The organism is Streptomyces tubbatahanensis (assembly GCF_022699385.1).
GTDB classification, from domain to species: Bacteria; Actinomycetota; Actinomycetes; order Streptomycetales; family Streptomycetaceae; genus Streptomyces; species Streptomyces diacarni.
This window is the reverse complement of sequence record NZ_CP093846.1, coordinates 4,734,488-4,756,342: the sequence shown is the minus strand read 5'-3', so window position 1 is coordinate 4,756,342 and position 21,855 is coordinate 4,734,488. Positions and strand designations below refer to the sequence as shown.

The following is a 21,855-nucleotide window of genomic DNA, read 5'->3' as shown; positions in this document are numbered from 1 at the left end:
CCACGGCGTGCGGGAGCAGGGGCACGGTCGGCATCCGGAGGGAGGCGGCGATCAGCGCCCCGGAGGGAGGGCTGGAGGAGACCCGGAGGGAGGGCCGAGGGAGGCCGAGGGAGAGCTGGGGGAGGCCGGGAGGGAGGGGGACCACGGCGGGCGGGAAGCGCGCACCGTATCGTGCGCCGGATGGGACGCATGGCGAACGTACGGACCACCGCCGCGACGGCCCTCGTCGTGGCACTCGCCGCGGCGGGCTGCGCGAGCGAGGACAGCGGCTCCTCGGCGGGCAGCGCCGCCAAACCCTCGGGCCGGGACGGGGTGCGCTTCGAGACCGACCATCCCCGCGCCCGCGCGGACCAGCCCACTTCCGTGCGGCTGGAAGGGCTCACGCCCCGCACCCGGGTCGCCGTCCGGGCGCAGACCGAGGACCAGCGCGGCGGAACGTGGGCGGCCACGGTGACACGTACCGCCGACAGCGAGGGGACCGTCGACCTCGGGCGCGACGGCACCGGACGGCTGCTGTCCGGCATGCTGCCCACCGGCGGGCGTACGGCGAAGATGACCGGCAGCGGCAAGGCCTTCTCCTACCATCCGGGCCCGCCCGCCGAGCAGCGCGCCTACACCGTGCGGTTCACCGCGACCGCGACCACGGGCGAGCACAAGGGGCAGCGCGTGGCCCGCCGCGACCTGGTGAGGCAGTGGCTGACCGAGGGCACCACCCACCGCAAGCTGACCGTCGACGAGAACGCCGAGAGTGGGGTCGACGGGGACCTGTACCTGCCGCCCAAGGGCGGGGCCCGCCAGGCGCCCGTCCTCGTCTTCGGCGGCTCCGAGGGCGGCAACGCGGGCACGTACACCGCCGCGCTGCTCGCCTCGCACGGGCACCCGGCGATGTCGGTGTGCTACTTCCGCTGCGGAAAGGGCTCGGAGCGCCCGAACGGCATCGACGACATCGACCTCGACTACTTCACCCGCGCCGGCGAGCTGCTGCGCGAGCAGGAGGGGGCCGACCCCGACCGGCTGGCCGTCATGGGCAACTCGCGGGGCAGCGAGGCGGCGCAGCTGCTCGGCCAGCGGCGCCCCGAGGTCTTCCACGACGTCATCGCGTACGCGCCCTCGTCCAAGGTCAACGGCCCGTACCTGAGCGGCACCACCGCCTGGACCGACCACGGCCAGGCGATCCCCACCGGGCCCATCCCCCTCGACCACGTGCGCGGCAGCGTGCTCGCCGTCGCCGGCGGCAACGACAAGATGTGGGGCTCGCAGGCGGCCGCGGGCCGCATGGCGGGACAGGGTGCGAAGAAGCTCGTCTATCCGGACGCGGGACACCACGTCAACTGGTTCCCCTACGCCCAGCCGGGCCAGGAGGGCGGCGCGGACGGCGCGGTCACCCGCACCTCGGAGGCCGACCAGCGGGCCCGCGCCGACTCGTGGCCGAAGGTGTTGAAGTTGCTGAACTGAGGCACGCCCTCGATGCGCCCCGGGGGCGCCTCGAGGCCCCTTCTCAGCTCTTGGCGGCCAGCGTGACGACGGTGACGTCCGATTCCGCGCCCACGCGGACGGGCGGGCCCCAGGCGCCGGCGCCGCGGGTGACGTACAGCTGCGTGTCGCCGTAGCGGTCCAGCCCGGCGACGGTCGGGTTGGCGAGGGCGGCGAGATAGGGGCCGGGCCACAGCTGTCCGCCGTGGGTGTGGCCCGAGAGCTGGAGATCGACGTGGTGGTCGGCGGCCTCGTGCACCATGACCGGCTGGTGCGCCATCAGCACGACGGCGCGCGAGGTGTCGCGGTCACCGAGCGCCTTACCGTAGTCGGGGCCTTCGCCCTGCTCCTCGCCCTGGATGTCGTTGACGCCCGCCAGGTCGAACCCGGGCAGCTCGCGGCGGGCGTTCTCCAGCGGGTGGACGCTCAGCTCGCGCAGGTGATCGACCCAGGCGTGGGCGTCCCCGAAGTACTCGTGGTTGCCCGTCACGAAGTAGGAGCCATGCCGGGAACGCAACGCGCGCAGCGGCTCGGCGGCGGGGCCCAGGTCGGCGACGGTGCCGTCGACCAGGTCGCCGACGATGGTCACCAGGTCGGGCTGCGTGCGGTTGATCGTGTCCACGATCCGCTGCGTGTGCGCCCGGCCCAGGATGGGCCCGAGGTGGATGTCGCTGACGACCGCGATCCGGAACCCGGACGCGCGCCTGTCCAGCTTGGCGAGCGGAATCGTCAGCTGCTTGAGCGTCGGCCCGTTCAGCACGCCGTAGGCCCCGGCCGCGGTGGTACCGAGCCCGGCGGCCCCGGCGGTGAGCGCGAGGGTCCGCGCGAGGAAGACCCGCCGGGCGGGTACGGGGGCGGAGAGCGGAACGGCGAGGGAGCCGGCGCCCCCGGAGCCGCCGGCAGCGGGGGCGGACTCCGCCGGCGCCGGCTCCGGCACGGGACCGTCCGTAGGCCGGGTGCGCCCCCAGGGCGTACGCCTGAGTACGTACCGCACCAACTCGGCGGCGAGCAGCGCCAGCAGCAGGTACAGCAGGCAGGCCAGCCACAGATAGCCGGGCCAGGCGAGGATCTGTTCCAGCAGGAAGGGCGCTCCGGCGCGGCCGGATACCAGGGCGCCGATGGTGGTGAGCGGCAGCAGTACTGCCAGCACCGTTCCGGTGCGCCGCCACCAGCCGCCGGGCGCCGTCACGTCGCGGACGAAGCGCCGCCACAGGTAGAGGTGGGCACCCACGAGCGCGCCCAGCACCACGAGCCCCACCAGTACGAACACAGCCGCCATGGCTGTTCCTCCCCCTCGCTCTCGGGCCTGCCGCCCCCGTCAGCTGCGCCGGGCCGCCCTCAAGCCTCTCGCCTCTCGGACCGACCGCCGTTCCCGACGGGTGATCGCCGACAGCAGGTGGGTCCAAGGTAGCCGGTCGGCCCCCCGCGTCCCCGAACGGCTGTCCGCTCGCCCGCCGGGGAGTGTGCACGGGTGGTGGCCACGTCCCGCCTCACACTGCGGTACCAGCGCTGAGAGCCCGCAGTCGCAGCTAGCAGCGGGACGCACGCACGCACTACGACCGCCCGACCGCCGACCGCCTTGGCCGCCTTGGACGCCTTGGACGCCTTGGACGCCTGACTACGGGCTACGCGGGCCCCCGGGGTCGCCTCTCCGGGGTGCGCCCCAGCACTCGGGGAGACCGGAGAACGGCCCTACGACGCTCCTATGCCCCTTCTAGCGGCTCCGCCCGAAGTTCCTCCCGGGACCATTCGCTGCCCAAGCGGATCCGTTACGGGGGTGTTCTGCGTTCCGGGGCCGTCACTACCCGAGATACGGCGTCTGCCGGTTCTCGATGAAGTGGGACAATCGTAGCCGCTGTGTATGGTGCATCGGCAGTGCGCCGATGTCTTCCGGCGCGACGAATCGTAGTTCTTCGGATTCATCCGAGATGGCTAGCGCTCCGCCGACGATCCGCGCCTCAAAGCACACGTTGAACTGCCGCCGCACTTCTCCATCGCTGTAGGCGATGACATGCCGGGGATCCGTGTATGTGCCGACAAGCCCCGTGATCTCCACATCAAGGCCGGTCTCTTCCTTCGTCTCCCGCACGGCCGTACCGGGCAGTGAGTCGGTCATCCCCATTCCGCCACCCGGCAGCGCCCACAGGCCGTTGTCCGTCCGCTTCTGCAAGAGAATACGTCCCTCGGCGTCCGTGACGACGGCTGAGGCCGCCACTACGAGGCTGTTCGGGGCGGGTGCGTTCGAGTCGTCGTAGAACTCCGTGCGGCTCACTCGCTGCCTTCCAGTACCGGATGCGCCGTATTCCAGACCGCCTCAAAGCTCTGCACGTAGCTGGCGAACATTCCGCCGTCGCCGTTCCGCCGAAGGTGCCACACGGGCGCCCCGCAGGCGTTCACGCCCCACACGTGCGCGTTGACCAGCATTTGGTCGTCAGCGCGATAGATGGAGTTGTAGAGCGTGGTTCCGTGCGTGCGCAGCTCAATACCACGGACGCCGAACAGCGCCCGATAGTGCATGAGTGCGAGTCGGCAACGGGACTCAATGCCGTGTCCGAACTTTTCTTCTTTTCCGCGCTGTTGAACGTTCTCGCTGTCCGCGTCCCCTATGGCGATGCGCACGGAACATCCTTCGGCAGCGCGCTCACGCAAAAGGTCGTTCAAACGCGGATACGCCTCGTGGATGAACACAGCGGCGTACACGAGTACGTCGATCCGTTCCCGCGCCTGCGTGAACAGGTCAATGAAGGTGGACACGGGAAGGTCTGCCCGCTGGTCATACAGCGCGACCAATTCCGGGCTCACTGCCCTTGCTGCCCGTGCTTGCCTGAGTGCTGGCCAAAGTGCGTGCACGTCTTCCCCTAAAGATTCCGCTGCCTTGATGGCAGTTACCCGCCGGGGGGTGCGGCCCAAATTGACCCACCGTTCAACGCTCTTGGGATCGACCCCTGTTGCGTTGGCCAGGTCGGCGTGAGTCCACCCTCCTGCCGTCATGACGGTCCGTAGGCGCTCGTTCTGCATGCAGTGTCACCCCGCGTTCTGGACGTCGCTAGGGACGTTCTACCCCATGCGGGACGTCCCGAAGTGGGGAACGTACGAGGTTCCTCCGTCCCTGCTGCCGGCGGCAGGGTCGCAGAAGTCAAGGACCCCGGCGACCGTTCGTGGCGGCCCCGGGGCATGGCCACCGCTGCAAAGGAGCGATGACGTGCCTGAGCCTAGCGACACCAGGGACCCGCGTGTGCGAGAGCAGTGTGACGATTGCCGGTGGTGTCTGATCCAGCTTGCCAGGGGCGATGACCCGCAGATCGAAGCGCAGATCGCAGACCTTTTTGAGCGCCACTTGCGCATGGGCAAGCACACGCCTCATCACCTGTGGGGCGTGCCGGCATGTGGCGAGTAGGCGCAGCGGCGAGGGACGTGCGTACCGGCTCCGCTGGTTCTGGTTCGTGATCTACAGGGTGGAAATGGCCAACGGACGCGCGTACGTCATTGACTCCGCCGGCCACTTGGTGCACGCCTCCGGCGGTCGTGCGCAGTGGCCCAGCGAAGCTGGCAGCGAAAGCCGTCGCCGACAAGTTCGACTGCCAAAGTCCGAGGGGAGGTGAGACTATGAACGGAGATGAGGTGAACGGGTATGACGTGTTCGAGAACGAAACCGTCAGCGAGCCCGAGCCTGACAACGAACAGCAGGACAACGACGATGACCAGTGAGCCCAGTAACCGGCAGCGCATCGGAATGCTGATCAAGCGCGATCTCCCCGACAGGGCCGGACACTCCGTGTGGTGCGGCAAGCACTCCAAGGAACGGACGGTACTGGTCGCCCGCAAGGGGTGGGCGTGCCTTGAGTGCATCCGTGAGCAGAGCCGTTAGGACTTCCGGCAGCCCCACCCGTGCGGTACCCCTCCGGGGGCGCATGGGTGGGGCTTTCTGTCGTCAGCGGCGATTCGCGCGAATGCCCCGGAAGCCGATCACGCCGATCGCCGTACCCAGCAGGAAAGAGACGATGGCGAGTGTCAGGTGAATCCACAAATAGGCAGTCGGCTCCCCGTTGTCGAAAGCCAGGCCGCTGGCGTCCTTGAACAGATTCTTGGTGAACGTGATCCATACCACCCAAGACCAGACGCCGAACGCGAAGAGGAACCAGGAAATACGGCGGCCAATCTTCATGGGTATCCTTTTCGCCGGGGGCTTGCGGTTCCACCGTACGCGCACGCTACTCCCTGGCGACTGCCAGGGGCGCGCACTTCGCGGGGGTCCCCGTGCTCAGCAGGGCGCCGCCCCGGGACCAGTCCCCTGGGGCGGCGCCCTGTGCTGTTCACGGGGTTCTGTACCCCAGGTATGCCGTCGCCTCCGCTCACCACCACGGCGCCGTCAGCGCACTCCGCCAAGAGGGCCCGCCCTCTCCCTTTCCCAAGCCTCCACGCCCCGTGCTCCCACACGGCTCCCTTCACGGCCAGCTTGACGGCGATGCTGGAGTGGCACTCCTGGCGGTATGACAGAGCCCCACCCACGCACCCTTCGAGGGGGCCGCACGAACGGGGCTATTTGCTGAGCTAGCCGTTGAACTCGTCGGCGACCGCCTGCGCCGTCGGCTCGTCCGGCCAGTGCGCACGCCCGTCCGCGGTGTGCACCAGGTGACCGGCGGGATCGATCAGGTAGGAACGGCCGTCGGCTACTTCGACCCTGTACCGCGAACACGGTGGCGCATCCGCGCCCACGGCCGGAGGCATGGGGCGCACTTCGTCCCCGTAGCGGTAGAGGGCCAGCGGAGGGCCGACGGGAACGGGGACGGCCAGGCGGTAGATGTGGGGCGCGGGTCCGGTGACCTGAGCGATCGTGCCCGCCGCACCGGTACGCACGTCCCGCACGGCATCCCCTAGCTTCCACATGTCGGTACGCTCCGAACGGTTCGCGGCGTGTGGCGACCCGCACGCAGGTGGCGTTCGAACAGCGCGGAGATGTCCGCCGTGATCTCCCCCGTGTCGCCCCGCGAGAGCTGCGCCCGGTACCACGCGCAATCCAGACAGCCCTTTCGTACACGCGGATCGCGTGTGCCGGTAACGTCTTCCACGTCAGCGACTCCCATAAGTCGGTGGCCACGCCCCCGGACCGGTCGCGCGGTCGCGGGGAGCCCTTCGCCTGACAACTCTTCGACTCGCAGCGATCACGCGGAAGTTGACCGGAGTTGACTACCATGGCGGGACAGCCGGTCAACCCCCAGGGACGCACGATGAGTGGCTTCACGGTTCTTGCTCACCGCCTACTGCACGACGCGGGGTATTCGTTGAAAGCGGCCGCGCGTGCGACGCACTACGATCCCGCGTATCTCTCCCGCGTACTCAACGGAAAGCAAAAACCATCGGAAAAGCTCGCGAAAGCCCTCGACGCACTCGTGGGAGCGGGCGGCGCGTTGGCCGCAACCGTGGTCAGCGAAGACGGCGAGGCACGCATCTCTCGTACTGCTGGAAACCCCTCGCTCGTCGAAGCGGGAGCGGTGGACGCGTTGGTCGGAGTTCTCGCCGCCTACCGACGCTTGGACGACAGCGCACACCCTGCCTCCGTCATTCCGGCGACCATGGCACAGATGCGGGAAGTCGTGCGCATACTGAAAGGGGCGAGAGGGACGCAGCGTGACCGACTCGCGAAGGTCGCCTCGGAATGGGCGCAATTCGCGGGGTGGATGCATGCGCAGGTGCGCAACGACAGCGAGGCAGTACGCCTGCTGAACGACGCATTGGAAATCGCCGACGAAGTCGGTAACGGGACGCTCGCAGCGCAGGCCTTGAATTTTCGTGGGTACGTTGCCCGCCGGCAGGAGAAGCCCCGCGCGGTTGCCCGCTGGTTCGGTGCGGCGGCGAACACGCAAGGGGCACACCCGGCGCAGCGCATCGGCGACTACCTCCAGTCGGCCGCCGGGCTCGCTGCGCTGGGTGAGACAGACGCAGCGCTGAGACTCACGGATGCGGCGGAGCGATTGACCGACGCCGCGGCGGCCCTGCCCCCGCCGGAAACGGCGTACTGGCTCACGCCCTCCTTCAATCGACTCAACATGGGTCTCTGCGCACTGGAGTTGGGGCGGTACGGGGACGCCGCGGACCACATCCGTACCGGTCTCGCGGGGCTTCCGGAGCAGTTCCGCAGTGCCCCCTGGGTGAAAGAACACGAGGATGCGCTGGCAAGGGCCACGGCAGCGGCGTGAACGCTCGGGCCTCGTGACCAGTACGCGGGCTACCGGCGGGACGCCCGCGCCTGTCGGAGGCCCGTTGCCGACGCTGGCCGACTTCCTCCCCGAGGGCGACGCCCCCTTGAGCCCTCTCAGCACCCGCCAGGGGCGCCGCATCGGTATGGGGCATGTGGTCGACCTGCAAAAGCGCGTGCACGGTCTCCGTCTCGCTGACGACGTGCTGGCCGGCGGTGATCTCATCCGGCCCGCACTGCGAGAGTTGCGCTCCGCGGTGCGGCTGTACCGGGAAGGCACGCACACGGCGAAGGTCGGCCGACAGCTCTTGCGGCAGATTGGCGAGTTGGCGCAGATCGCCGGGTGGATCGCCAGCGACGCGGGCCGGCACGGCGAGGCGGAACGCATCTACAGGCTGGGGATGAGCGCGGCCAGGCAGGCGGAGGACTACACGTTGGCCGGGAACGTTGCCGGATCACTCGCCTATCAATTCAGCAACACAGGAAGGGAGGGAGACGGCCTTTTGCTGGCCAGGGTGGCGTCGCACGACGCGGGGGAAACCGCGGCGCCGAAAGCACGTGCGCTGTACCTGGACCGTGTGGCCTGGGGCCACACGAAAGCGGGGGGCGTCGACAACGCGCAGCAAGCCATCCGGGCTTTGGGGGAAGCGTCGGAAGCGCTCAGCGAGGACGGGGAAGGCAGCGAATCGCCCGCTTACCTGTACTGGGTGGACGCCGGTGAACTGCGCGTCATGGAATCCCGCGTGTACACCGAACTGCACCGCCCGTTGCGCGCGGTTCCTCTACTCGCGGACGTACTCAACGCGTACGACGCGACACACACGCGAGAAATGGCGCTCTATCTGTCGTGGCTTGCCGTCGCCTACGCGGACGCCAACGAGCCGGAAGCCGCGGCGGAAACAGCCGAGAGGGTCATCGCTCTCTCCTCTGACGTGACCAGCGAACGGACAGCGGAACGGGTTCGCGTCGTACTGAAGAGCCTTCGGCGTCACGCAGACGTTCCGGAGGTTGCGGAGTTGCTTGCGGAGCAAGAGGCCGCGTAGCCGCGAGGGACCCCACCGTGGGCGACACCGGAGGACGCCCGCACACGCCGCACCGCTTTGCAAAAGGAACGCAAAATGAGGCAGGGGACCCGGACACCTCCCGGCCCGTGCCACCGACGACCCCCACCCTCACCCATGTGACGACTTCCACAGCACCGAAAGGTGTAAATGGCAAGCACTTTTCATCGTTCGCTTATATATTTAAGGAATGCAAACTGCGGCGACGGACGACGAGCAGCGGATCGAGCAGGCGGCGCGTGGCCTGCTGAGCGGCATCGGCAGGCTCTCCCGGCTCCTGTTCCGGACCGGGGACTTCGGGCTCCCCCGCAGCTCGGCCACCGCGCTGGACGCCCTGGAAGAGGGCCCGCGCCGGGTGTCCGAGCTGACCTCGCACACCGGGCTGACCCAGCCGCGGGTCACCACCGTCCTCAAGGAGCTGGAGACGCGCGGGCTGGTCGAGCGCAGGTCCTGCGCTCGGGACGGCCGCGCCACCGAGGCCCACATCACCCCGCTCGGCCGGGAGCTGCTGGAGCAGGGGCGCCGGCGCATGGCCGCCGCGCTGCTCCGGGGGCTCCACACGCACGCCGAGGACCCCGAGCACACCGTCGCGGTCGCCCGCGAAGCCGTATGCACCCTCCTGACGTCCCTGGAATCGGAGGCCAGTTGAGCACATCAGCCACCATGACTCCCCAGCAGACCGCACGCGTGTCCCCCGGCGGCGAGGAGCCCGCCGACACGGACGGCGTCAATGCCGGTGACGGCGCGCCTCCGAGCACGGGAACAGAAACGGGAACGGGCCCGAACACGGGTGCGGGCGCCGACGCGGGCGGCGAGCCCGGCGCAGCCGCCCCGCACGCTCCGCGCCGGGTGAGCGGGCCGCGTCACTGGTGGGACTGGGTGCTGGCCGCCGATCCCGGGCTCGGCCAGCTCCAGGCAGGATGGCGCACGCTCACCTCGATGGTCACCGCCCTGGCCGTCGGCTACGGCATGTCCGTGGCCACCGGGGTCTCGGCCATGCTGGGCATGATGGTCGGCGGCATGATCGGGCTGATGAGCTCGTTCGCCGTCGCGGAGAACACCCCGCTGCGGCTGACCCGCGCCATCCTGTGGCTGCCGGTCCCCTTCTCCGCGATCCTGCCGGTCTCCGCCTGGCTGCACCAGGACCGGGTGCTCGAACTGTGCCTGATGGGCGTGGCGATCGCCCTGCTGTTCTTCCTGCTCAAGTTCGGCACGATCGCGCTGCTGACCGGCATGATGATGTTCAACGCCTTTCTGGTCGGGATGATGACGCCGATTCCGCTGCACTCGTGCGGCTGGCTGTTCGTCATCGCGGTCACCACGGCGGTCGCCGTGGTGGGGGTGCGGCTCCTGCTGTGCTATCCGATGCCGCGCGAGGATCTGCTGCGCACCCAGCGCGCCTTCGTCGTGGAGGCCCGCCGGGTGGCGGACGCCGCCGCCACCGCGCTGGACCCGGACGCCGACGCGGCCGTCGCCACCCGCCGCATGCGCCGCGCCCTGCGGCGGCTCAACGTGACGACCCTCACCATCGACGGCAATCTGGCACAGCCCGAGGTCGCCGCGGAGCCCGAGGCGGCCGAGCTGCTGCACCAGTACCTCTTCGACGCCGAGCTGGCGCTCCAGGGCATCGGCCAGGCCACCCAGCAGCTGACGCGGCGGCACGTGCCCTCCCGGCTGCGTGAGGCGCTGGTCGTCGGGCTCGTCCTCGCCCGCGACACCCACCTGGGCCGGGCCGACGCGCTGCGTCCCGCGGCGGAACTGATCCGTCAGCAGGCGACCGCGCCCCCACACGCCGGCACCGCCCAGGAGGACGACGGCGGCGAGGAGGCCGAGGTACGGGCCGCGGCGCGCCGCGTCGCCGACCTGCTGGACGCGCTCGCCGACGCCCTGGCCTGCTGGCTCAGCCTGGGCTGGAACTCGCCCACCGCCCGCGCGAAGGTGCCGTTCAAGCAGACCGTCCTGCTAGAGCGCGGGCGCCCCGCCGCGTCCGGCCCCGCCGCGCAGCGGGTCGCCGAGGCGCAGGTCCCGGACACGGGCTGGCGCCGCGCCGTCCCGTATCTGAGGGCGCCGCTGACCGCGGGGCTCGCCGCCGCGATCACCATTCCGCTCGCCGACGCCATCAACGGGCAGCGGTTCTACTGGGGCCTGATCGGCGTGATGATCACGCTGTTCGGCACCAACACCACGCACGAGCGGCTGCGCAAGTTCGCGCACCGCATGGTGGGCACCGCGATCGGCGCGGTCCTGGGCATCGCGCTGCTGCACGCCGTCGGGCACGGGCACGTCTACGCGATGCTGACGGTCATCGTCGCGGGCATCACCTTCGGCGCCTGGGGCATGTCGCGCGCGTACGCACTGTGGGTCGTCGGCCTGGTCGTCGCGCTGACCCAGCTGTACGGGCTGACCACTCCCTACGACGGCATGGACCGGCTGCTGACCGAGCGCCTCGTCGAGAACGGGCTCGGCGTGCTGGTCGCCACCGCGTGCGCGGCAGCGGTCTTCCCCGTCGCCACGTCGAAGGTGCGGCGGGAGGCGGCCCGCGGCTACCTGTCCGCGCTGGAGGACCTGATCGCGCAGGTCGCCACCCGCTGGAAGGAGCCGGAGGCCCCCATCCGGCTGCGCGGCGCGGCCCGCGCGGTGGACGCCGCGCTGTACCAGATGCAGTCCGTCGTCCGCCCGCTGGTGCGCATGCCGCTGGGCGCGCGGGGCCGCACCGGGGACAACCTCCTGGCGCTGCTGGGCACCGCCACCCGGCACGCCCGCTCGCTGGCCGTGGCCGCGGACGTCGACCTCGACGCCGCCCCCGAGCTGCGCGTCCGCGTGGACCGGATCACCGAGGTCTTCGCCGGCTCCCTGCGCTCCCTCGACCGGCAGCTCGCCACCGGCGGGGGCAAGGACGGCGACGGCACCTGGGTACGGGTCAGCCCGCTGATCCGCGAGCTGGAGGCGTCGCCGCCGGCGCTCTCAGGGCCCCGCGCCGAACGGTCGGCGCCTGACCGGTCGGGCGCCGACCGGTTGCGGGCCGCGCTGCGCGAACTGGCCGCCCTCGACGAGGTGTTGGCCAGCCTCGCCGACAACCGCGGCATGCGGATCGTCCTCGCCCCCGCGGTGGACCCGCACGAGGGTGCGGGCGGGGAAGCCGCCGCCCCGGCCGTGCACCCCGTGCCCGGAGCAAACGTGCGGCCGCCGTCCGCTCCCCGGGCGCACCGGCAGGACCTGCACCGTGCCCTGGCGGCCCAGGCGTTCGCCGCCTCCGCCGCGCGCCACGCGGACCCGCGGGTCGACCGGGCCGACCCGCGGGTCGGCCGGGCCGGCACCCGGCCGGGCGACGCGGACACGCGGTCCGTTCGGGCGGGTGCCGCTGAATGGTCCGGCCCGGTCTCCCCCGCCGGGCAAGCACCGGGCACCTCCGGCGAACGCACCGCAGCAGCGCCCGCACCCGCACCCGCACTCCTGCCGACAGCCGGGACCGGGACCGACCGGGCCGACGAGGCCGGGGTCCGGCGCGGAACCGGGGCCGGGGCCGGGGCCGTTGGTGCCGTGACTGTCGACGGCTTCGTGCACTGCCCGCTCCACCCGGGCGGCTGCGAGGCGTGGCTGACCGTGGTCGACGCGCGCGGCAAGCGGCAGGCGCTGGTGCGTACGGTCGGCGGCGCCTACCAGGTGACCGGTCTGACGCCGGGCGGCCACACCCTGGTGACCTCCAGCGCCTCGCACGCGCCCAGTGCGGAGTTTCTGCTGGTGACCGGTGCGGCAGGCACGATGCGGCACGACGTCGCACTGCGGCCCGCCCCGTGAGGGGCCCCGCCGCGCGTCCGGCCCGGTGTCGGCCGGGCGGGCGACCCCGGGCCCTCTCCTGGCCTAGCGCACTGGGCGAGTTGGCGGATCCGGAGGCGTGTGTGCCGGGGCTCGGCGTCCCCCACGCACGCAGGGGCCTGTACGTTCGCAGGGTGCCCATTTCTTCGCATTATTCAGACCGCACCCCGCGCTCGGGCGTGCCGCGCGCCCCGCGCAGGCGCCGTGCCGCCGCGCTCGCCTCCACGGCGTTCGCGCTCTCCTTGCTGACCGTCCCCGCCGCGATGCCCGCGCACGCCGACGAGAAGAACCCGGCGGACACCGCCAAAGAGCCCAGGCCACCGGCCCAGATGTCGACCGTGGGCGGGGCACAGCTCGGCCGCCCCGGCACCCAGGTGAACCTGAAGGCGGGCGCGCCGAAGCTGCCGACCAAGCTCTCGGCGCGCTCGTGGGTCATCTCCGACGCGGAGTCGGGCCAGGTGCTCGCCTCGCACAACGCCCACTGGCGGCTGCCCCCGGCCAGCACACTGAAGATGCTGTTCGCCGACACGGTGCTGCCGAAGCTGCCCAGCGACCGCGAGCACAAGGTCGTCCCCTCCGATCTGGAGGGCATGGGCGAGGGCAGCAGCCTGGTCGGCGTCAAGGAGGGCGAGTCGTACTCCGTGCACGACCTGTGGCTCGGCGTCTTCCTGCGCTCGGGCAACGACGCGGTGCACGTGCTCGCCGCGATGAACGGCGGCGTCGACAAGACCGTCGAGGACATGAACGAGAAGGCCCGCGCGCTCACGGCGAACGACACCAAGGTCGTCAGCCCGGACGGTTACGACCGCCCCGGCCAGGTCTCCTCCGCCTACGACCTGACGCTCTTCGCCAGGGCCGGGTTGCAGAACAAGGACTTCCGCGAGTACGCGGCGACCGCGACCGCGAAGTTCCCCGGCGAGACGAAGAAGAAGGACGGCAAGACCAAGCGCGAAAGCTTCCAGATCCAGAACACCAACCGCCTGCTCACGGGGGACGTGGGCATCGACCCGTACCCGGGCATCGCGGGCGTGAAGAACGGTTCGACGACCAACGCGGGCAACACCTTCACCGGCGTCGCCCAGCGCGGCGACCGGGTGCTGCTGGTGACCGTCATGCACCCGGACGGCGAGGAGCCGCACGGCGTCTACAAGGAGACCGCCAGGCTGCTGGACTGGGGCTTCGACGCCGCCGGAAAGGTCGAGCCGGTGGGCGAGCTGGCGGCACCGAGCAGCGCGGGCGGCGGTGGGGGCACCCCGAAGGGCAGCGAGGCCGGTGGCTCCTCGGACGCCCACGCGGCCGCCCACACCGACAGCAAGCCCTCGGGCGGCGCGGGCATGGCCATCGGGATCACCGCGGGCGTTCTGGTCCTTCTCGGTCTGGTGGCGTACGGGGTGCACCGCCGGTGGCCGCTTCCCGACCTGGCGCGTCGCCACCGCCGCTGACGTCGCGGTCGCCCGCGCTGTCGCCGGTGCCGGTGCTGCCGGTGCCGGTGCCGGAACCGGCGCGGGCTCGGGCGCCGGATGTGTCCTCGGGTCCGGGTCCGGACCCGGACCCGGACCCGGCGTCGCCGTCTCCATCGCCGGCGCCGCCGACGGCGCCGCCGCCGCCGTCGGACGCGTCGTCGTCGCCGGAAGCGTCGTCGTCGCCGGAAGCGTCGCCCCCGTCGAAGAGTTCCTTGACCGGTTGCTGCGTGTCCGGGCCGTGGCCCGGGGCCGGCGCGGTGGCCGTCCAGGCCGCGCAGTACAGCAGCAGCTTCGACATGAAGCTGATCCACAGCAGCAGGGCGATGGGCACACCGAAGGCGCCGTAGATGTTCTTGGCGGCCACCTGCTGGAGGTAGCCGCCGAGCAGCAGCTTCAGCAGCTCGAAGCCGACGGCACCCTGCAGGGCCGCCGCCAGCACCGCGCGGCGCGGCGGCTTCACGCGGGGCAGCAGCGTCAGCACGTACCACAGCAGCAGGAAGTCGGCGGCGATGGCGGCGGCGTAGGCGGCGGTGCGCAGCAGCACCGTGCCGACGCCGCCCTCGGTCAGGCCGAGCCACTCGGCGACCCGGGTCACGGCGGTGACGGCGAAGGCCGAACCGCCGAAGGAGACCAGCCCCACCAGGCCGAGACCGAGCAGGGTCCCCAGGTCGGTGGCCTTGCGGAGGACGACGTTGCCGGGGTCCTCCTCCAGGTCCCACACGGCGCGCAGGCTCTCGCGCAGCGCGCCGACCCAGCTGGCGCCGGTGAACAGCAGCGCCGCGCCCGCGACCGTGCCGACGGTGCCCGCGTTGTCGACCAGGGACTGGAGCTGAAGCTGGTCGGAGATGCCGGGCACCTGGTCGGTGAGGGTGTCCTGAAGCTGCCGCATCTGGTCGGCCGGGAGCAGCGCGGCCGCGACGGCGGCGCCGACGGCGAGCACCGGGAACAGTGCCAGGAAACTGGTGAAGGTGATCGCGGCGGCCAGCCGCGCCCACTTGCGGGCGTCCAGGTGCGCGTAGACGTGCCAGAGCCGGGTGGTGAAGAACCACGCGACGAGGGGGCCCACGAGTGGCAGCTTCGTCAGTTTTTCCACACGTGCCCCCTGCCCCGTCGCAGCGTTTTCCAGCCACCGCCGCAGGCGGCGACTGTCCGTGATCAGCCCGGATCAGCCGGTCGGCCGACAGGGGACGGTGCGGACGGTGGAGCACCGACAGGACGCACTACAGCACCGGCAACAAGACCGGCGCAGGCCGGCTCCACAGTGCCGGCAGGGCCCCGCTACAGCGTGGCGGACGGGCGGAGGGCGGTGCTGCGGCGCTGGTGAGGCGGCCGGCAGGCGGCCGGCGGCAGCGTCACGTCGAGTGACGAGGCCGCGGCCGGCGCGGGGCCCTGCGGGCGGGCGGGGCCCGGCGGCATGCCGGGGCGCGGGGCGAAGGGGAACTCACGCCGGAGCCGCCACACCTCGTCCGTCCCCTGCTCGTAGAGGGCGAAGCCGCCGGCCGTCCAGGCGCACTCGAAGTCGGCCAGCTCGGCGAAGGCGCGGTCCATGGCCGCCTCCGGGATGCCGTGCGCGACCGTCACGTGCGGGTGGTACGGGAAGTGCAGCTCCCTCGCCAGTGGGCCCTCCGGGTCCCGCACCCGCTCCTGGAGCCGCGTGCAGGCCGCGCCGCCCTCGGCGACCTGCACGAAGACGACCGGCGTCAGCGGCCGGAACGTCCCCGTGCCCGACAGCCGCACGCGGAAGGACCGCCCGGCCAGGGCGACGCCCGCCAGATGGGCCTCGATCGCCGGCCGCGCCGAGGCGGGCACCTCGGTCGGCGGCAGCAGCGTGATGTGGGTGGGGATACCGTGCGCCGCCGCGTCGCCGAACGAGGCCCGCCGCTCCTGCAGCAGCGTGCCGTACGGCTCGGGGACGGCGAGCGATACACCGAGGGTGACGGTCGCTCCCGCGCCCATCAGTTCTCCCTTCACCGCCTGCCGGGCACGAAGCCCACCTTGTCGTAGACGTCCCGCAGCGTGTCCGACGCCACGGACCTGGCCTTCTCCGCGCCGTCCAGCAGGATCCCGTCCAGCGACGCCGGGTCGTCCATGAACTCCTGCGTCCGCGTGCGGAACGGTGTCACCCAGTCCGTGACGATCTCCGCGAGATCCGTCTTCAGCGCACCGTAGCCCTTGCCCGCGTACTTATCCTCCAGTTCCTGGATTCCGGCCCCTGTGAGGGTGGAGTGGATCGTCAGCAGGTTGCTGATCCCGGGCTTCTTGTCCTGGTCGAACCGGATGACGGTGTCCGTGTCGGTGACCGCGCTCTTGATCTTCTTCGCGGTGGTCTTCGGCTCGTCCAGCAGCTCGATGATGCCCTTGGGAGTGGAGGCCGACTTGCTCATCTTGACCCCGGGGTCCTGCAGGTCGTAGATCTTGGCCGTCTCCTTGGGGATGTGCGCCTCGGGCACCGGGAACGTCGCCCCGTACCGCCCGTTGAAGCGCTCCGCGAGCGTGCGCGTCAGCTCCAGGTGCTGGCGCTGGTCCTCACCGACCGGCACCTGATGCGCCCGGTAGACCAGGATGTCCGCCACCATCAGCGCCGGGTACGTGAACAGGCCCACACTGGTGTGATCCGTGCCCTGCTTGGCCGACTTGTCCTTGAACTGCGTCATCCGCGCCGCCTCACCGAAACCGGTCAGGCACTCCACGATCCAGCTCAGCTGGGTGTGCTCGGGCACGTGGCTTTGCAGGAAGAGCGTGCAGCGCTCCGGGTCGAGCCCGGCGGCCAGCAGCTGGGCCGCGGCCATCCGCGAGTTGTGCCGCAGCTCGGCCGGGTCCTTCGGGATCGTCATGGCATGCAGGTCGACGACCGCGTAGAAGGCGTCGTGGGACTCCTGGACCGCCACCCACTGGCGTACGGCGCCGAGGTAGTTGCCCAGATGGAACGAACCGGCGGTGGGCTGGATCCCGGACAGCACACGAGGACGATCATTGGCCATGCCGCCATTCTCTCAGGTACTCGCGCCCTCCCGTGACCCGATGACGGGTGAGCTGACGCACGGGCCGCTCCTCCCCGCCGCCCCGCCCCGGCTGGGGAGCCACCTCACCCCCGCGCCGGAGGCGCACAGCGGTCGGGGGCCGGAGGCGCACAGCGGTCGGGGCGCCGGAGGCGCGAGGCAGCCGGGGTGCCGGAGGCGCGGGGCGGCCGGACACGGGACGGGGGCACGGGCGCCGGGGGAAGATGGGAGGTGCCGCCCCACCCCGCGGCACCGGTACGCACAGAGACGGAGACGACGATGTCCACCCTCTCCACCGCCACGAGCGCGCAGAGCATCGCCACCGCGGAGGCCCACAGCGCGCACAACTACCACCCGCTCCCCGTCGTCGTCGCCACCGCGGACGGCGCGTGGGTGACCGATGTCGAGGGCCGCCGCCACCTCGACATGCTGGCCGGGTACTCGGCGCTGAACTTCGGCCACCGCAACCCCCGTCTGATCGAGGCGGCGAAGGCCCAGCTCGACCGCGTCACCCTGACCTCCCGCGCCTTCCACCACGACCGCTTCGCCGACTTCGCCTCCCAGCTCGCCGACTTGTGCGGGATGGAGATGGTGCTGCCGATGAACACCGGCGCCGAAGCGGTGGAGACGGCCGTCAAGACGGCCAGGAAATGGGGGTACCGCGTCAAGGGCGTGCCCGCCGGGCAGGCGAAGATCATCGTCGCCGACAACAACTTCCACGGCCGTACGACGACGATCGTCAGCTTCTCCACCGACGAGGAGGCCCGCGCGGACCACGGCCCCTACACGCCGGGCTTCGAGACCGTGCCGTACGGCGACCTGGCGGCGCTGGAGGCCGCGCTCGACGCACACACGGTCGCCGTGCTGCTGGAGCCCATCCAGGGCGAGGCCGGCGTCCTGGTGCCGCCGCCCGGCTACCTGGCCGGCGTCCGCGAACTCACCCGCGAGCGCGGGGCGCTGTTCATCGCCGACGAGATCCAGTCGGGACTGGGCCGCACCGGGGCCACCTTCGCCTGCGAACAGGAGGGCGTGGCCCCCGACATGTACGTGCTCGGCAAGGCGCTGGGCGGCGGCGTCGTGCCCGTCTCCGCCGTCGTCTCCTCGCGCGAGGTGCTGGGCGTGCACCGGCCGGGCGAGCACGGCTCCACGTTCGGCGGAAACCCGCTGGCCTGCGCCGTCGCACTGGAGGTGCTGGAGATGCTGCGCGGCGGTGAGTACCAGCGGCGCGCCGCGGAACTGGGCGAGCACCTCCACCGCGAACTCGCCCTGCTGCCGGGCGCGGCCGTCCGCGCGGTCCGCGGACGCGGCCTGTGGGCCGGCGTCGACATCGACCCCTCGCACGGCACGGGCCGTGAGATCTCCGAGAAACTGCTGGCCCGCGGCGTCCTGGTCAAGGACACCCACGGCTCCACCATCCGCCTCGCCCCACCCCTGGTCATCACCAAGGAAGACCTGGACTGGGGCCTGGAACAACTGCGCGCGGTACTGGAGTCCTGACGCCGGCCTAGGTGCCGTCCGGATCGGCGGCACCCAGCCGCAGCCCTCGGCTCTCCGCGACGCGCAGGACCTTCGCGAGGGCGCGCACGCACGTATGGAGCGCCAGCCGGAGAGCGAGGGCTCCGGCGGCGGGGTTCGCCAGGACGTCTTCGGCTTCCCGCAGCGCCTGCACCGCGTCCCGCGTCTGCCGCGCTTCCGTCCCGTCGGCCAGCGCCGAGATCACCCCGCCCGCAGCGCCCTCCGCCAGGTAGCAGGGCTTCCCGGTGTCCGTCGTCCATGGCAGCAGCCGCATATCCTCCTGGAAGAGCGGCTCGTTCTTCTCCGGCATCCTGTGCTCCTCTCCACGGGTGCCGCTCATGGTCGTCGCCGTCGGCGGGACAGTGCGACGACGTCCGGGGCGTCCGACCGGGGTCACCAGAAGGCGTCAAACCGGTGTCATACGAGCCGCCTTGGTTCTAACGTGGGTCCATGACCACAGCCGAGCACGTTCCCAACGACGTCCTGCGTGCCGTGCGCATCGGGCTGCGCCTGAGCCAGGACGACCTGGCCAGGGTCCTGCGGCGCTCCGGAGAGGAAGCCGGGGAGCCGAACGACGCGAGCAAGCGGCTCGTCCAGCGCTGGGAGGCGGGGATCAGCCGCACGCCCCGGCCCGTGTACGCACGCGCGTTGGAGCGGGTCACCGGGCGGCCGGTGGAGTCGCTCGGGTTCAGCCTCCCGGTACCGGGCGCCCGCGTGCGGGAGGACGGGAACGGCGGACACGACGTGGAAACCGGGGAAACCGGGGAAACCGGGGAAAACGGAGAAAACGGAGAAAACGGGGAAGCCGGGGAAGCCCGGGAAGCGGGAACATCCGGTGGTGCGGGCACCCGGGCCCGGCACGAGCAGCAGCCGCCCCCGCACTACGGCGGCATCTGGCTGAGCCGCTACGAGTACTTCAGCTCGGGTCGCGGCGCCACCTTCACCGGGGCCCATCACGTCGTGCTGGTGCAGCACGGGAACCGGCTCACCGGGGAATCGCTTCCGGGCGGGTCGAGCAACCCGGACTCGCCACTGGCGCTCGAGATGACCGTGGACCGCAACGTGGTCACCGGGACGTGGACGGAGCAGACCGCCGCCGGTGGCTACTACGCGGGCGCCCGCTACCACGGCGCGCTTCAGCTCCTCGTCGAGCCGACCGGGTGGCGGATGACCGGCAAGTGGCTCGGGTTCGGCAAGGACTTCGACGTGAACTCCGGTCCGTGGCAGTTGGTGTTCCTCGACAGCTCCGTCAGCAAGGCCGCGCTGGAGCGCTACAGCCGGCCGCCGGGTGAGTGACGGCTCAGCGGCGCGATTCCGCTCCGTCTCAGCCTGCCGGAGCCAGGAGGGTGTGGCGGAGTGCGGTGATCGTCGGGGGCCAGGGGGAGGTGGGCGACTCGGCCCACAGGTCGAGGAGTTCGGACGGTTCGGTGGTGACGCGGTCGAGGGCTTGGACGGCGAGGGGGCGCAGGCCGGTCAGGTCGGGGAGGGGCTGCTTCGGACCGGTGGCCGGGTCGGCGGGGGCGCCTCCGGGGTGCTGGGCGGCGACCAGGGCGGCCGCGGCGACGGCTTCCTGGCCGAGGTCGGCGTCCAGGTAGTCGGCGGTTCCGGTCGCCTCCCGGAGGGCTGCCGCGAGGAGGGCGTGCCTCTCGTGGGGCGCCGCGTCGTCGAGGGCGCCGGCGAAGTCGGCCGCGGCGTCGTTGTCGAAGGGGCCGGCGTCCCACGTACCCATCGTGCTGCTCCCATTCGGTGGTGTGGCAGGGGAAGAAGAGGCGGCGCCCGCGCGGGCGAGCGTACGAGGGATCGTCGCACCCGGGTGTGACAGCCGTGCCCGACCCGGCGGTGGGCTGCCGCGTGCGGCTACTGTCCGGGGCCGCCGGCTTCCTGTGCGCGGACGGTGCGGCGCTGGGTCGCCAGCGTGGTGGTGAAGGCCAGCGCCAGCGCCGCCAGCAGGCCCAGGTTGGCGCCGGCCCAGGTGCCGTCGCGGCCGCCCAGGCCCAGGGGTGCCAGGAGGTAGCCCTGCCAGTCGAGCCAGGTGGCGCCGGTGTTGGCGACCAGGCCCCAGCCCACGGCGGTGGTGGCGGTCAGCAGGGTGACGGGGAGCCACCGTACGTCGCCGTAGCGGCCCGCCGCCCTGAAGAGGTCGGCGTCGTCGAGGGGGCGGGCGCGCAGGGCGAGGTCGGCGAGCATGATGCCGCACCAGGCGGCGATGGGGACGCCGAGGGTGGTGAGGAACGCGGTGAAGGTGGACAGGAAGTCGTCGGCGAGGAAGACGAGGGCGACGGTGCCCGCGACCATCAGCGCGCCGTCGATTCCGGCGGCGACGGAGCGCGGGACGCGCACGCCGACGGCGAGCAGCGCGAGGCCGGAGGAGTAGATGTCGAGGACGGCGCCGCCGACCAGGCCCGCCACGGCGACCAGGGTGAAGGGGAGGAGGAACCACAGCGGGAGGAGGGTGGTGAGGGCGCCGATGGGGTCGGCGGCGACCGCCTGGTTCAGGTCGGTGGAGGAGCCGGCCAGCAGCAGGCCGAAGACGAAGAGCAGGAGGGGCGCCAGCGAGCCGCCGAGCGTGGTCCAGGCCGCGACGGCCCTGCCGCGGGTGCGGCGGGGCAGATAGCGCGAGTAGTCGGCGGCGGCGTTGACCCAGCCGAGCCCGAACCCGGTCATCACGAACACGAGTGCGCCCACGACCTGTTGTGCGGAGCCGTGGGGCAGCGCGGAGACGCGGTTCCAGTGGATCTCGTCGGCCACCAGCACCACGTAGCCGATGGTCAGGGCGCCTGTCACGACGGTGATGGCGGTCTGGAGGCGCATGATGAGGTCGAAGCCGATGACCCCGGCGGCGACGGTGAGCGCGGAGACGACGAGCAGGACGAGGATCTTCGTGCCCGTGCCGCCGCCCCAGCCGAGGCGGTCGAGGACGGTGGCCGTCGCCAGGGTCGCCAGCGTCACCAGGACGGTTTCCCAGCCGACGGTCAGTATCCAGGAGACGGCGTAGGGCAGCCGGTTGCCGCGGACTCCGAAGGCGGCACGGCTGAGGACCATCGTCGGGGCCGAGCCGCGCTTGCCGGCCACGGCGATCAGTCCGCACAGGAGGAAGGAGACGAGGATGCCGACGGTGCCGGCGATCAGCGCCTGCCAGAAGGAGAGTCCGAAGCCGAGCGCGAAGGAGCCGTAGCCGAATCCGAGCACGGAGACGTTGGAGCCGAACCACGGCCAGAACAACTGCGCGGGCCGCCCCGTGCGTTCGGCCTCGGCGATGACGTTGAGACCGTTCTCCTCCACCGTCGGCATGGCGCCGCACACCCCCACCTGCTGGCCGTCAGGGCCACCGG

General features: G+C 71.6%; 19 protein-coding genes and 1 pseudogene. 9 read left to right on the top strand and 11 right to left on the bottom strand.

Features of this window, described 5'->3' with window-relative positions:
• Nucleotides 1-180 precede the first annotated feature (180 nt).
• The gene (locus tag MMF93_RS20520) at nt 181-1,455 is read left to right on the top strand and encodes an acyl-CoA thioesterase/bile acid-CoA:amino acid N-acyltransferase family protein (RefSeq protein ID WP_242753596.1); all 1,275 of its coding nucleotides are present in this window, start codon (nt 181-183) and stop codon (nt 1,453-1,455) included.
• Between the two features lie 43 nt (nt 1,456-1,498).
• Here MMF93_RS20520 and MMF93_RS20515 read toward each other — a convergent pair whose 3' ends face one another.
• The 3 genes from MMF93_RS20515 to MMF93_RS20505 all read right to left on the bottom strand — a co-directional run bounded on the left by MMF93_RS20515 (nt 1,499) and on the right by MMF93_RS20505 (nt 4,491).
• The gene (locus MMF93_RS20515; RefSeq protein WP_242753594.1) at nt 1,499-2,752 is read right to left on the bottom strand and encodes a metallophosphoesterase; all 1,254 of its coding nucleotides are present in this window, start codon (nt 2,750-2,752) and stop codon (nt 1,499-1,501) included.
• Nucleotides 2,753-3,274: 522 nt separating this feature from the next.
• Nucleotides 3,275-3,745, bottom strand: a complete 471-nt coding sequence (locus MMF93_RS20510; RefSeq protein WP_242753592.1) for an NUDIX domain-containing protein — start codon at nt 3,743-3,745, stop codon at nt 3,275-3,277.
• Nucleotides 3,742-4,491 (bottom strand): helix-turn-helix domain-containing protein, encoded by a 750-nt coding sequence (locus MMF93_RS20505; protein WP_242753590.1) that lies wholly within the window; start codon nt 4,489-4,491, stop codon nt 3,742-3,744. The genes MMF93_RS20510 and MMF93_RS20505 overlap by 4 nt, the downstream gene beginning before the upstream one ends.
• Nucleotides 4,492-5,170: 679 nt before the next feature.
• On the opposite strand from MMF93_RS20505, the gene MMF93_RS20500 reads away from it, so the two are divergent.
• Nucleotides 5,171-5,341, top strand: a complete 171-nt coding sequence (locus MMF93_RS20500) for a hypothetical protein (RefSeq protein ID WP_242753588.1) — start codon at nt 5,171-5,173, stop codon at nt 5,339-5,341.
• Between the two features lie 63 nt (nt 5,342-5,404).
• Here the strand turns inward: MMF93_RS20500 and MMF93_RS20495 are convergent, their stop codons facing one another.
• Entirely contained in the window at nt 5,405-5,638 is a 234-nt protein-coding gene (locus MMF93_RS20495) for an SCO4848 family membrane protein (RefSeq protein WP_242753586.1), read from the bottom strand.
• A gap of 386 nt (nt 5,639-6,024) precedes the next feature.
• Nucleotides 6,025-6,360, bottom strand: a complete 336-nt coding sequence (locus tag MMF93_RS20490) for a hypothetical protein (RefSeq protein WP_242753583.1) — start codon at nt 6,358-6,360, stop codon at nt 6,025-6,027.
• Nucleotides 6,361-6,701: 341 nt separating this feature from the next.
• Here MMF93_RS20490 and MMF93_RS20485 point away from each other — a divergent pair, with 341 nt between their 5' ends.
• The 5 genes from MMF93_RS20485 (at nt 6,702) to MMF93_RS20465 (ending at nt 13,988) form a co-directional block, all read left to right on the top strand.
• A complete protein-coding gene (locus MMF93_RS20485) occupies nt 6,702-7,670 on the top strand; it encodes a helix-turn-helix domain-containing protein (RefSeq protein WP_242753581.1) in 969 nt (322 codons plus the stop codon).
• Nucleotides 7,671-7,734: 64 nt separating this feature from the next.
• The gene (locus MMF93_RS20480; RefSeq protein WP_242753579.1) at nt 7,735-8,712 is read left to right on the top strand and encodes an NsdA family TPR-like regulatory protein; all 978 of its coding nucleotides are present in this window, start codon (nt 7,735-7,737) and stop codon (nt 8,710-8,712) included.
• Nucleotides 8,713-8,920: 208 nt separating this feature from the next.
• Entirely contained in the window at nt 8,921-9,379 is a 459-nt protein-coding gene (locus tag MMF93_RS20475; RefSeq protein ID WP_242753577.1) for a MarR family winged helix-turn-helix transcriptional regulator, read from the top strand.
• A 14-nt stretch (nt 9,380-9,393) separates the two neighbouring features.
• Nucleotides 9,394-12,528, top strand: a complete 3,135-nt coding sequence (locus MMF93_RS20470) for an FUSC family protein (protein WP_242753575.1) — start codon at nt 9,394-9,396, stop codon at nt 12,526-12,528.
• 197 nt (nt 12,529-12,725) lie between these two features.
• The gene (locus MMF93_RS20465; RefSeq protein ID WP_423835481.1) at nt 12,726-13,988 is read left to right on the top strand and encodes a D-alanyl-D-alanine carboxypeptidase family protein; all 1,263 of its coding nucleotides are present in this window, start codon (nt 12,726-12,728) and stop codon (nt 13,986-13,988) included.
• Between the two features lie 139 nt (nt 13,989-14,127).
• Here MMF93_RS20465 and MMF93_RS20460 read toward each other — a convergent pair.
• The 3 genes and pseudogenes from MMF93_RS20460 to trpS form a co-directional block, all read right to left on the bottom strand.
• Nucleotides 14,128-15,102 (bottom strand): annotated as a pseudogene (locus tag MMF93_RS20460) (YihY/virulence factor BrkB family protein); the annotation flags it as partial.
• Nucleotides 15,103-15,287: 185 nt separating this feature from the next.
• Complete coding sequence (locus tag MMF93_RS20455) at nt 15,288-15,965, bottom strand: 2'-5' RNA ligase family protein (protein ID WP_242753571.1); 678 nt, start codon at nt 15,963-15,965, stop codon at nt 15,288-15,290.
• An 11-nt stretch (nt 15,966-15,976) separates the two neighbouring features.
• Nucleotides 15,977-16,990, bottom strand: coding sequence for a tryptophan--tRNA ligase (trpS, locus tag MMF93_RS20450; RefSeq protein WP_242753569.1), 1,014 nt, complete (start codon nt 16,988-16,990; stop codon nt 15,977-15,979).
• Nucleotides 16,991-17,287: 297 nt separating this feature from the next.
• Here trpS and rocD point away from each other — a divergent pair, with 297 nt between their 5' ends.
• Nucleotides 17,288-18,505 carry an ornithine--oxo-acid transaminase gene (rocD, locus tag MMF93_RS20445; protein ID WP_242753567.1) on the top strand — a complete coding sequence of 406 codons (1,218 nt, stop codon included), beginning with the start codon at nt 17,288-17,290 and terminating at the stop codon, nt 18,503-18,505.
• A 7-nt stretch (nt 18,506-18,512) separates the two neighbouring features.
• Here rocD and MMF93_RS20440 read toward each other — a convergent pair whose 3' ends face one another.
• Entirely contained in the window at nt 18,513-18,833 is a 321-nt protein-coding gene (locus tag MMF93_RS20440; RefSeq protein WP_242753565.1) for a hypothetical protein, read from the bottom strand.
• A gap of 140 nt (nt 18,834-18,973) precedes the next feature.
• On the opposite strand from MMF93_RS20440, the gene MMF93_RS20435 reads away from it, so the two are divergent.
• Complete coding sequence (locus MMF93_RS20435) at nt 18,974-19,819, top strand: helix-turn-helix domain-containing protein (protein ID WP_242753564.1); 846 nt, start codon at nt 18,974-18,976, stop codon at nt 19,817-19,819.
• Nucleotides 19,820-19,847: 28 nt separating this feature from the next.
• Here the strand turns inward: MMF93_RS20435 and MMF93_RS20430 are convergent, their stop codons facing one another.
• A complete protein-coding gene (locus MMF93_RS20430) occupies nt 19,848-20,252 on the bottom strand; it encodes a DUF4259 domain-containing protein (RefSeq protein ID WP_242753563.1) in 405 nt (134 codons plus the stop codon).
• A 128-nt stretch (nt 20,253-20,380) separates the two neighbouring features.
• Nucleotides 20,381-21,814: a purine-cytosine permease family protein gene (locus MMF93_RS20425; protein WP_242753562.1), complete on the bottom strand. Its 1,434-nt coding sequence runs from the start codon at nt 21,812-21,814 to the stop codon at nt 20,381-20,383.
• Between the last annotated feature and the right edge of the window lie 41 nt (nt 21,815-21,855).

Coding starts and splice junctions, on each gene's coding strand:
- MMF93_RS20520 (WP_242753596.1), top strand. CDS start 181: ATGGGACGCATGGCGAACGTACGGACCACCGCCGCGACGGCCCTCGTC.
- MMF93_RS20515 (WP_242753594.1), bottom strand. CDS start 2,752: ATGGCGGCTGTGTTCGTACTGGTGGGGCTCGTGGTGCTGGGCGCGCTC.
- MMF93_RS20505 (WP_242753590.1), bottom strand. CDS start 4,491: ATGCAGAACGAGCGCCTACGGACCGTCATGACGGCAGGAGGGTGGACT.
- MMF93_RS20500 (WP_242753588.1), top strand. CDS start 5,171: ATGACCAGTGAGCCCAGTAACCGGCAGCGCATCGGAATGCTGATCAAG.
- MMF93_RS20495 (WP_242753586.1), bottom strand. CDS start 5,638: ATGAAGATTGGCCGCCGTATTTCCTGGTTCCTCTTCGCGTTCGGCGTC.
- MMF93_RS20490 (WP_242753583.1), bottom strand. CDS start 6,360: ATGTGGAAGCTAGGGGATGCCGTGCGGGACGTGCGTACCGGTGCGGCG.
- MMF93_RS20485 (WP_242753581.1), top strand. CDS start 6,702: ATGAGTGGCTTCACGGTTCTTGCTCACCGCCTACTGCACGACGCGGGG.
- MMF93_RS20475 (WP_242753577.1), top strand. CDS start 8,921: ATGCAAACTGCGGCGACGGACGACGAGCAGCGGATCGAGCAGGCGGCG.
- MMF93_RS20470 (WP_242753575.1), top strand. CDS start 9,394: ATGACTCCCCAGCAGACCGCACGCGTGTCCCCCGGCGGCGAGGAGCCC.
- MMF93_RS20455 (WP_242753571.1), bottom strand. CDS start 15,965: ATGGGCGCGGGAGCGACCGTCACCCTCGGTGTATCGCTCGCCGTCCCC.
- trpS (WP_242753569.1), bottom strand. CDS start 16,990: ATGGCCAATGATCGTCCTCGTGTGCTGTCCGGGATCCAGCCCACCGCC.
- rocD (WP_242753567.1), top strand. CDS start 17,288: ATGTCCACCCTCTCCACCGCCACGAGCGCGCAGAGCATCGCCACCGCG.
- MMF93_RS20440 (WP_242753565.1), bottom strand. CDS start 18,833: ATGCCGGAGAAGAACGAGCCGCTCTTCCAGGAGGATATGCGGCTGCTG.
- MMF93_RS20435 (WP_242753564.1), top strand. CDS start 18,974: ATGACCACAGCCGAGCACGTTCCCAACGACGTCCTGCGTGCCGTGCGC.
- MMF93_RS20430 (WP_242753563.1), bottom strand. CDS start 20,252: ATGGGTACGTGGGACGCCGGCCCCTTCGACAACGACGCCGCGGCCGAC.
- MMF93_RS20425 (WP_242753562.1), bottom strand. CDS start 21,814: ATGCCGACGGTGGAGGAGAACGGTCTCAACGTCATCGCCGAGGCCGAA.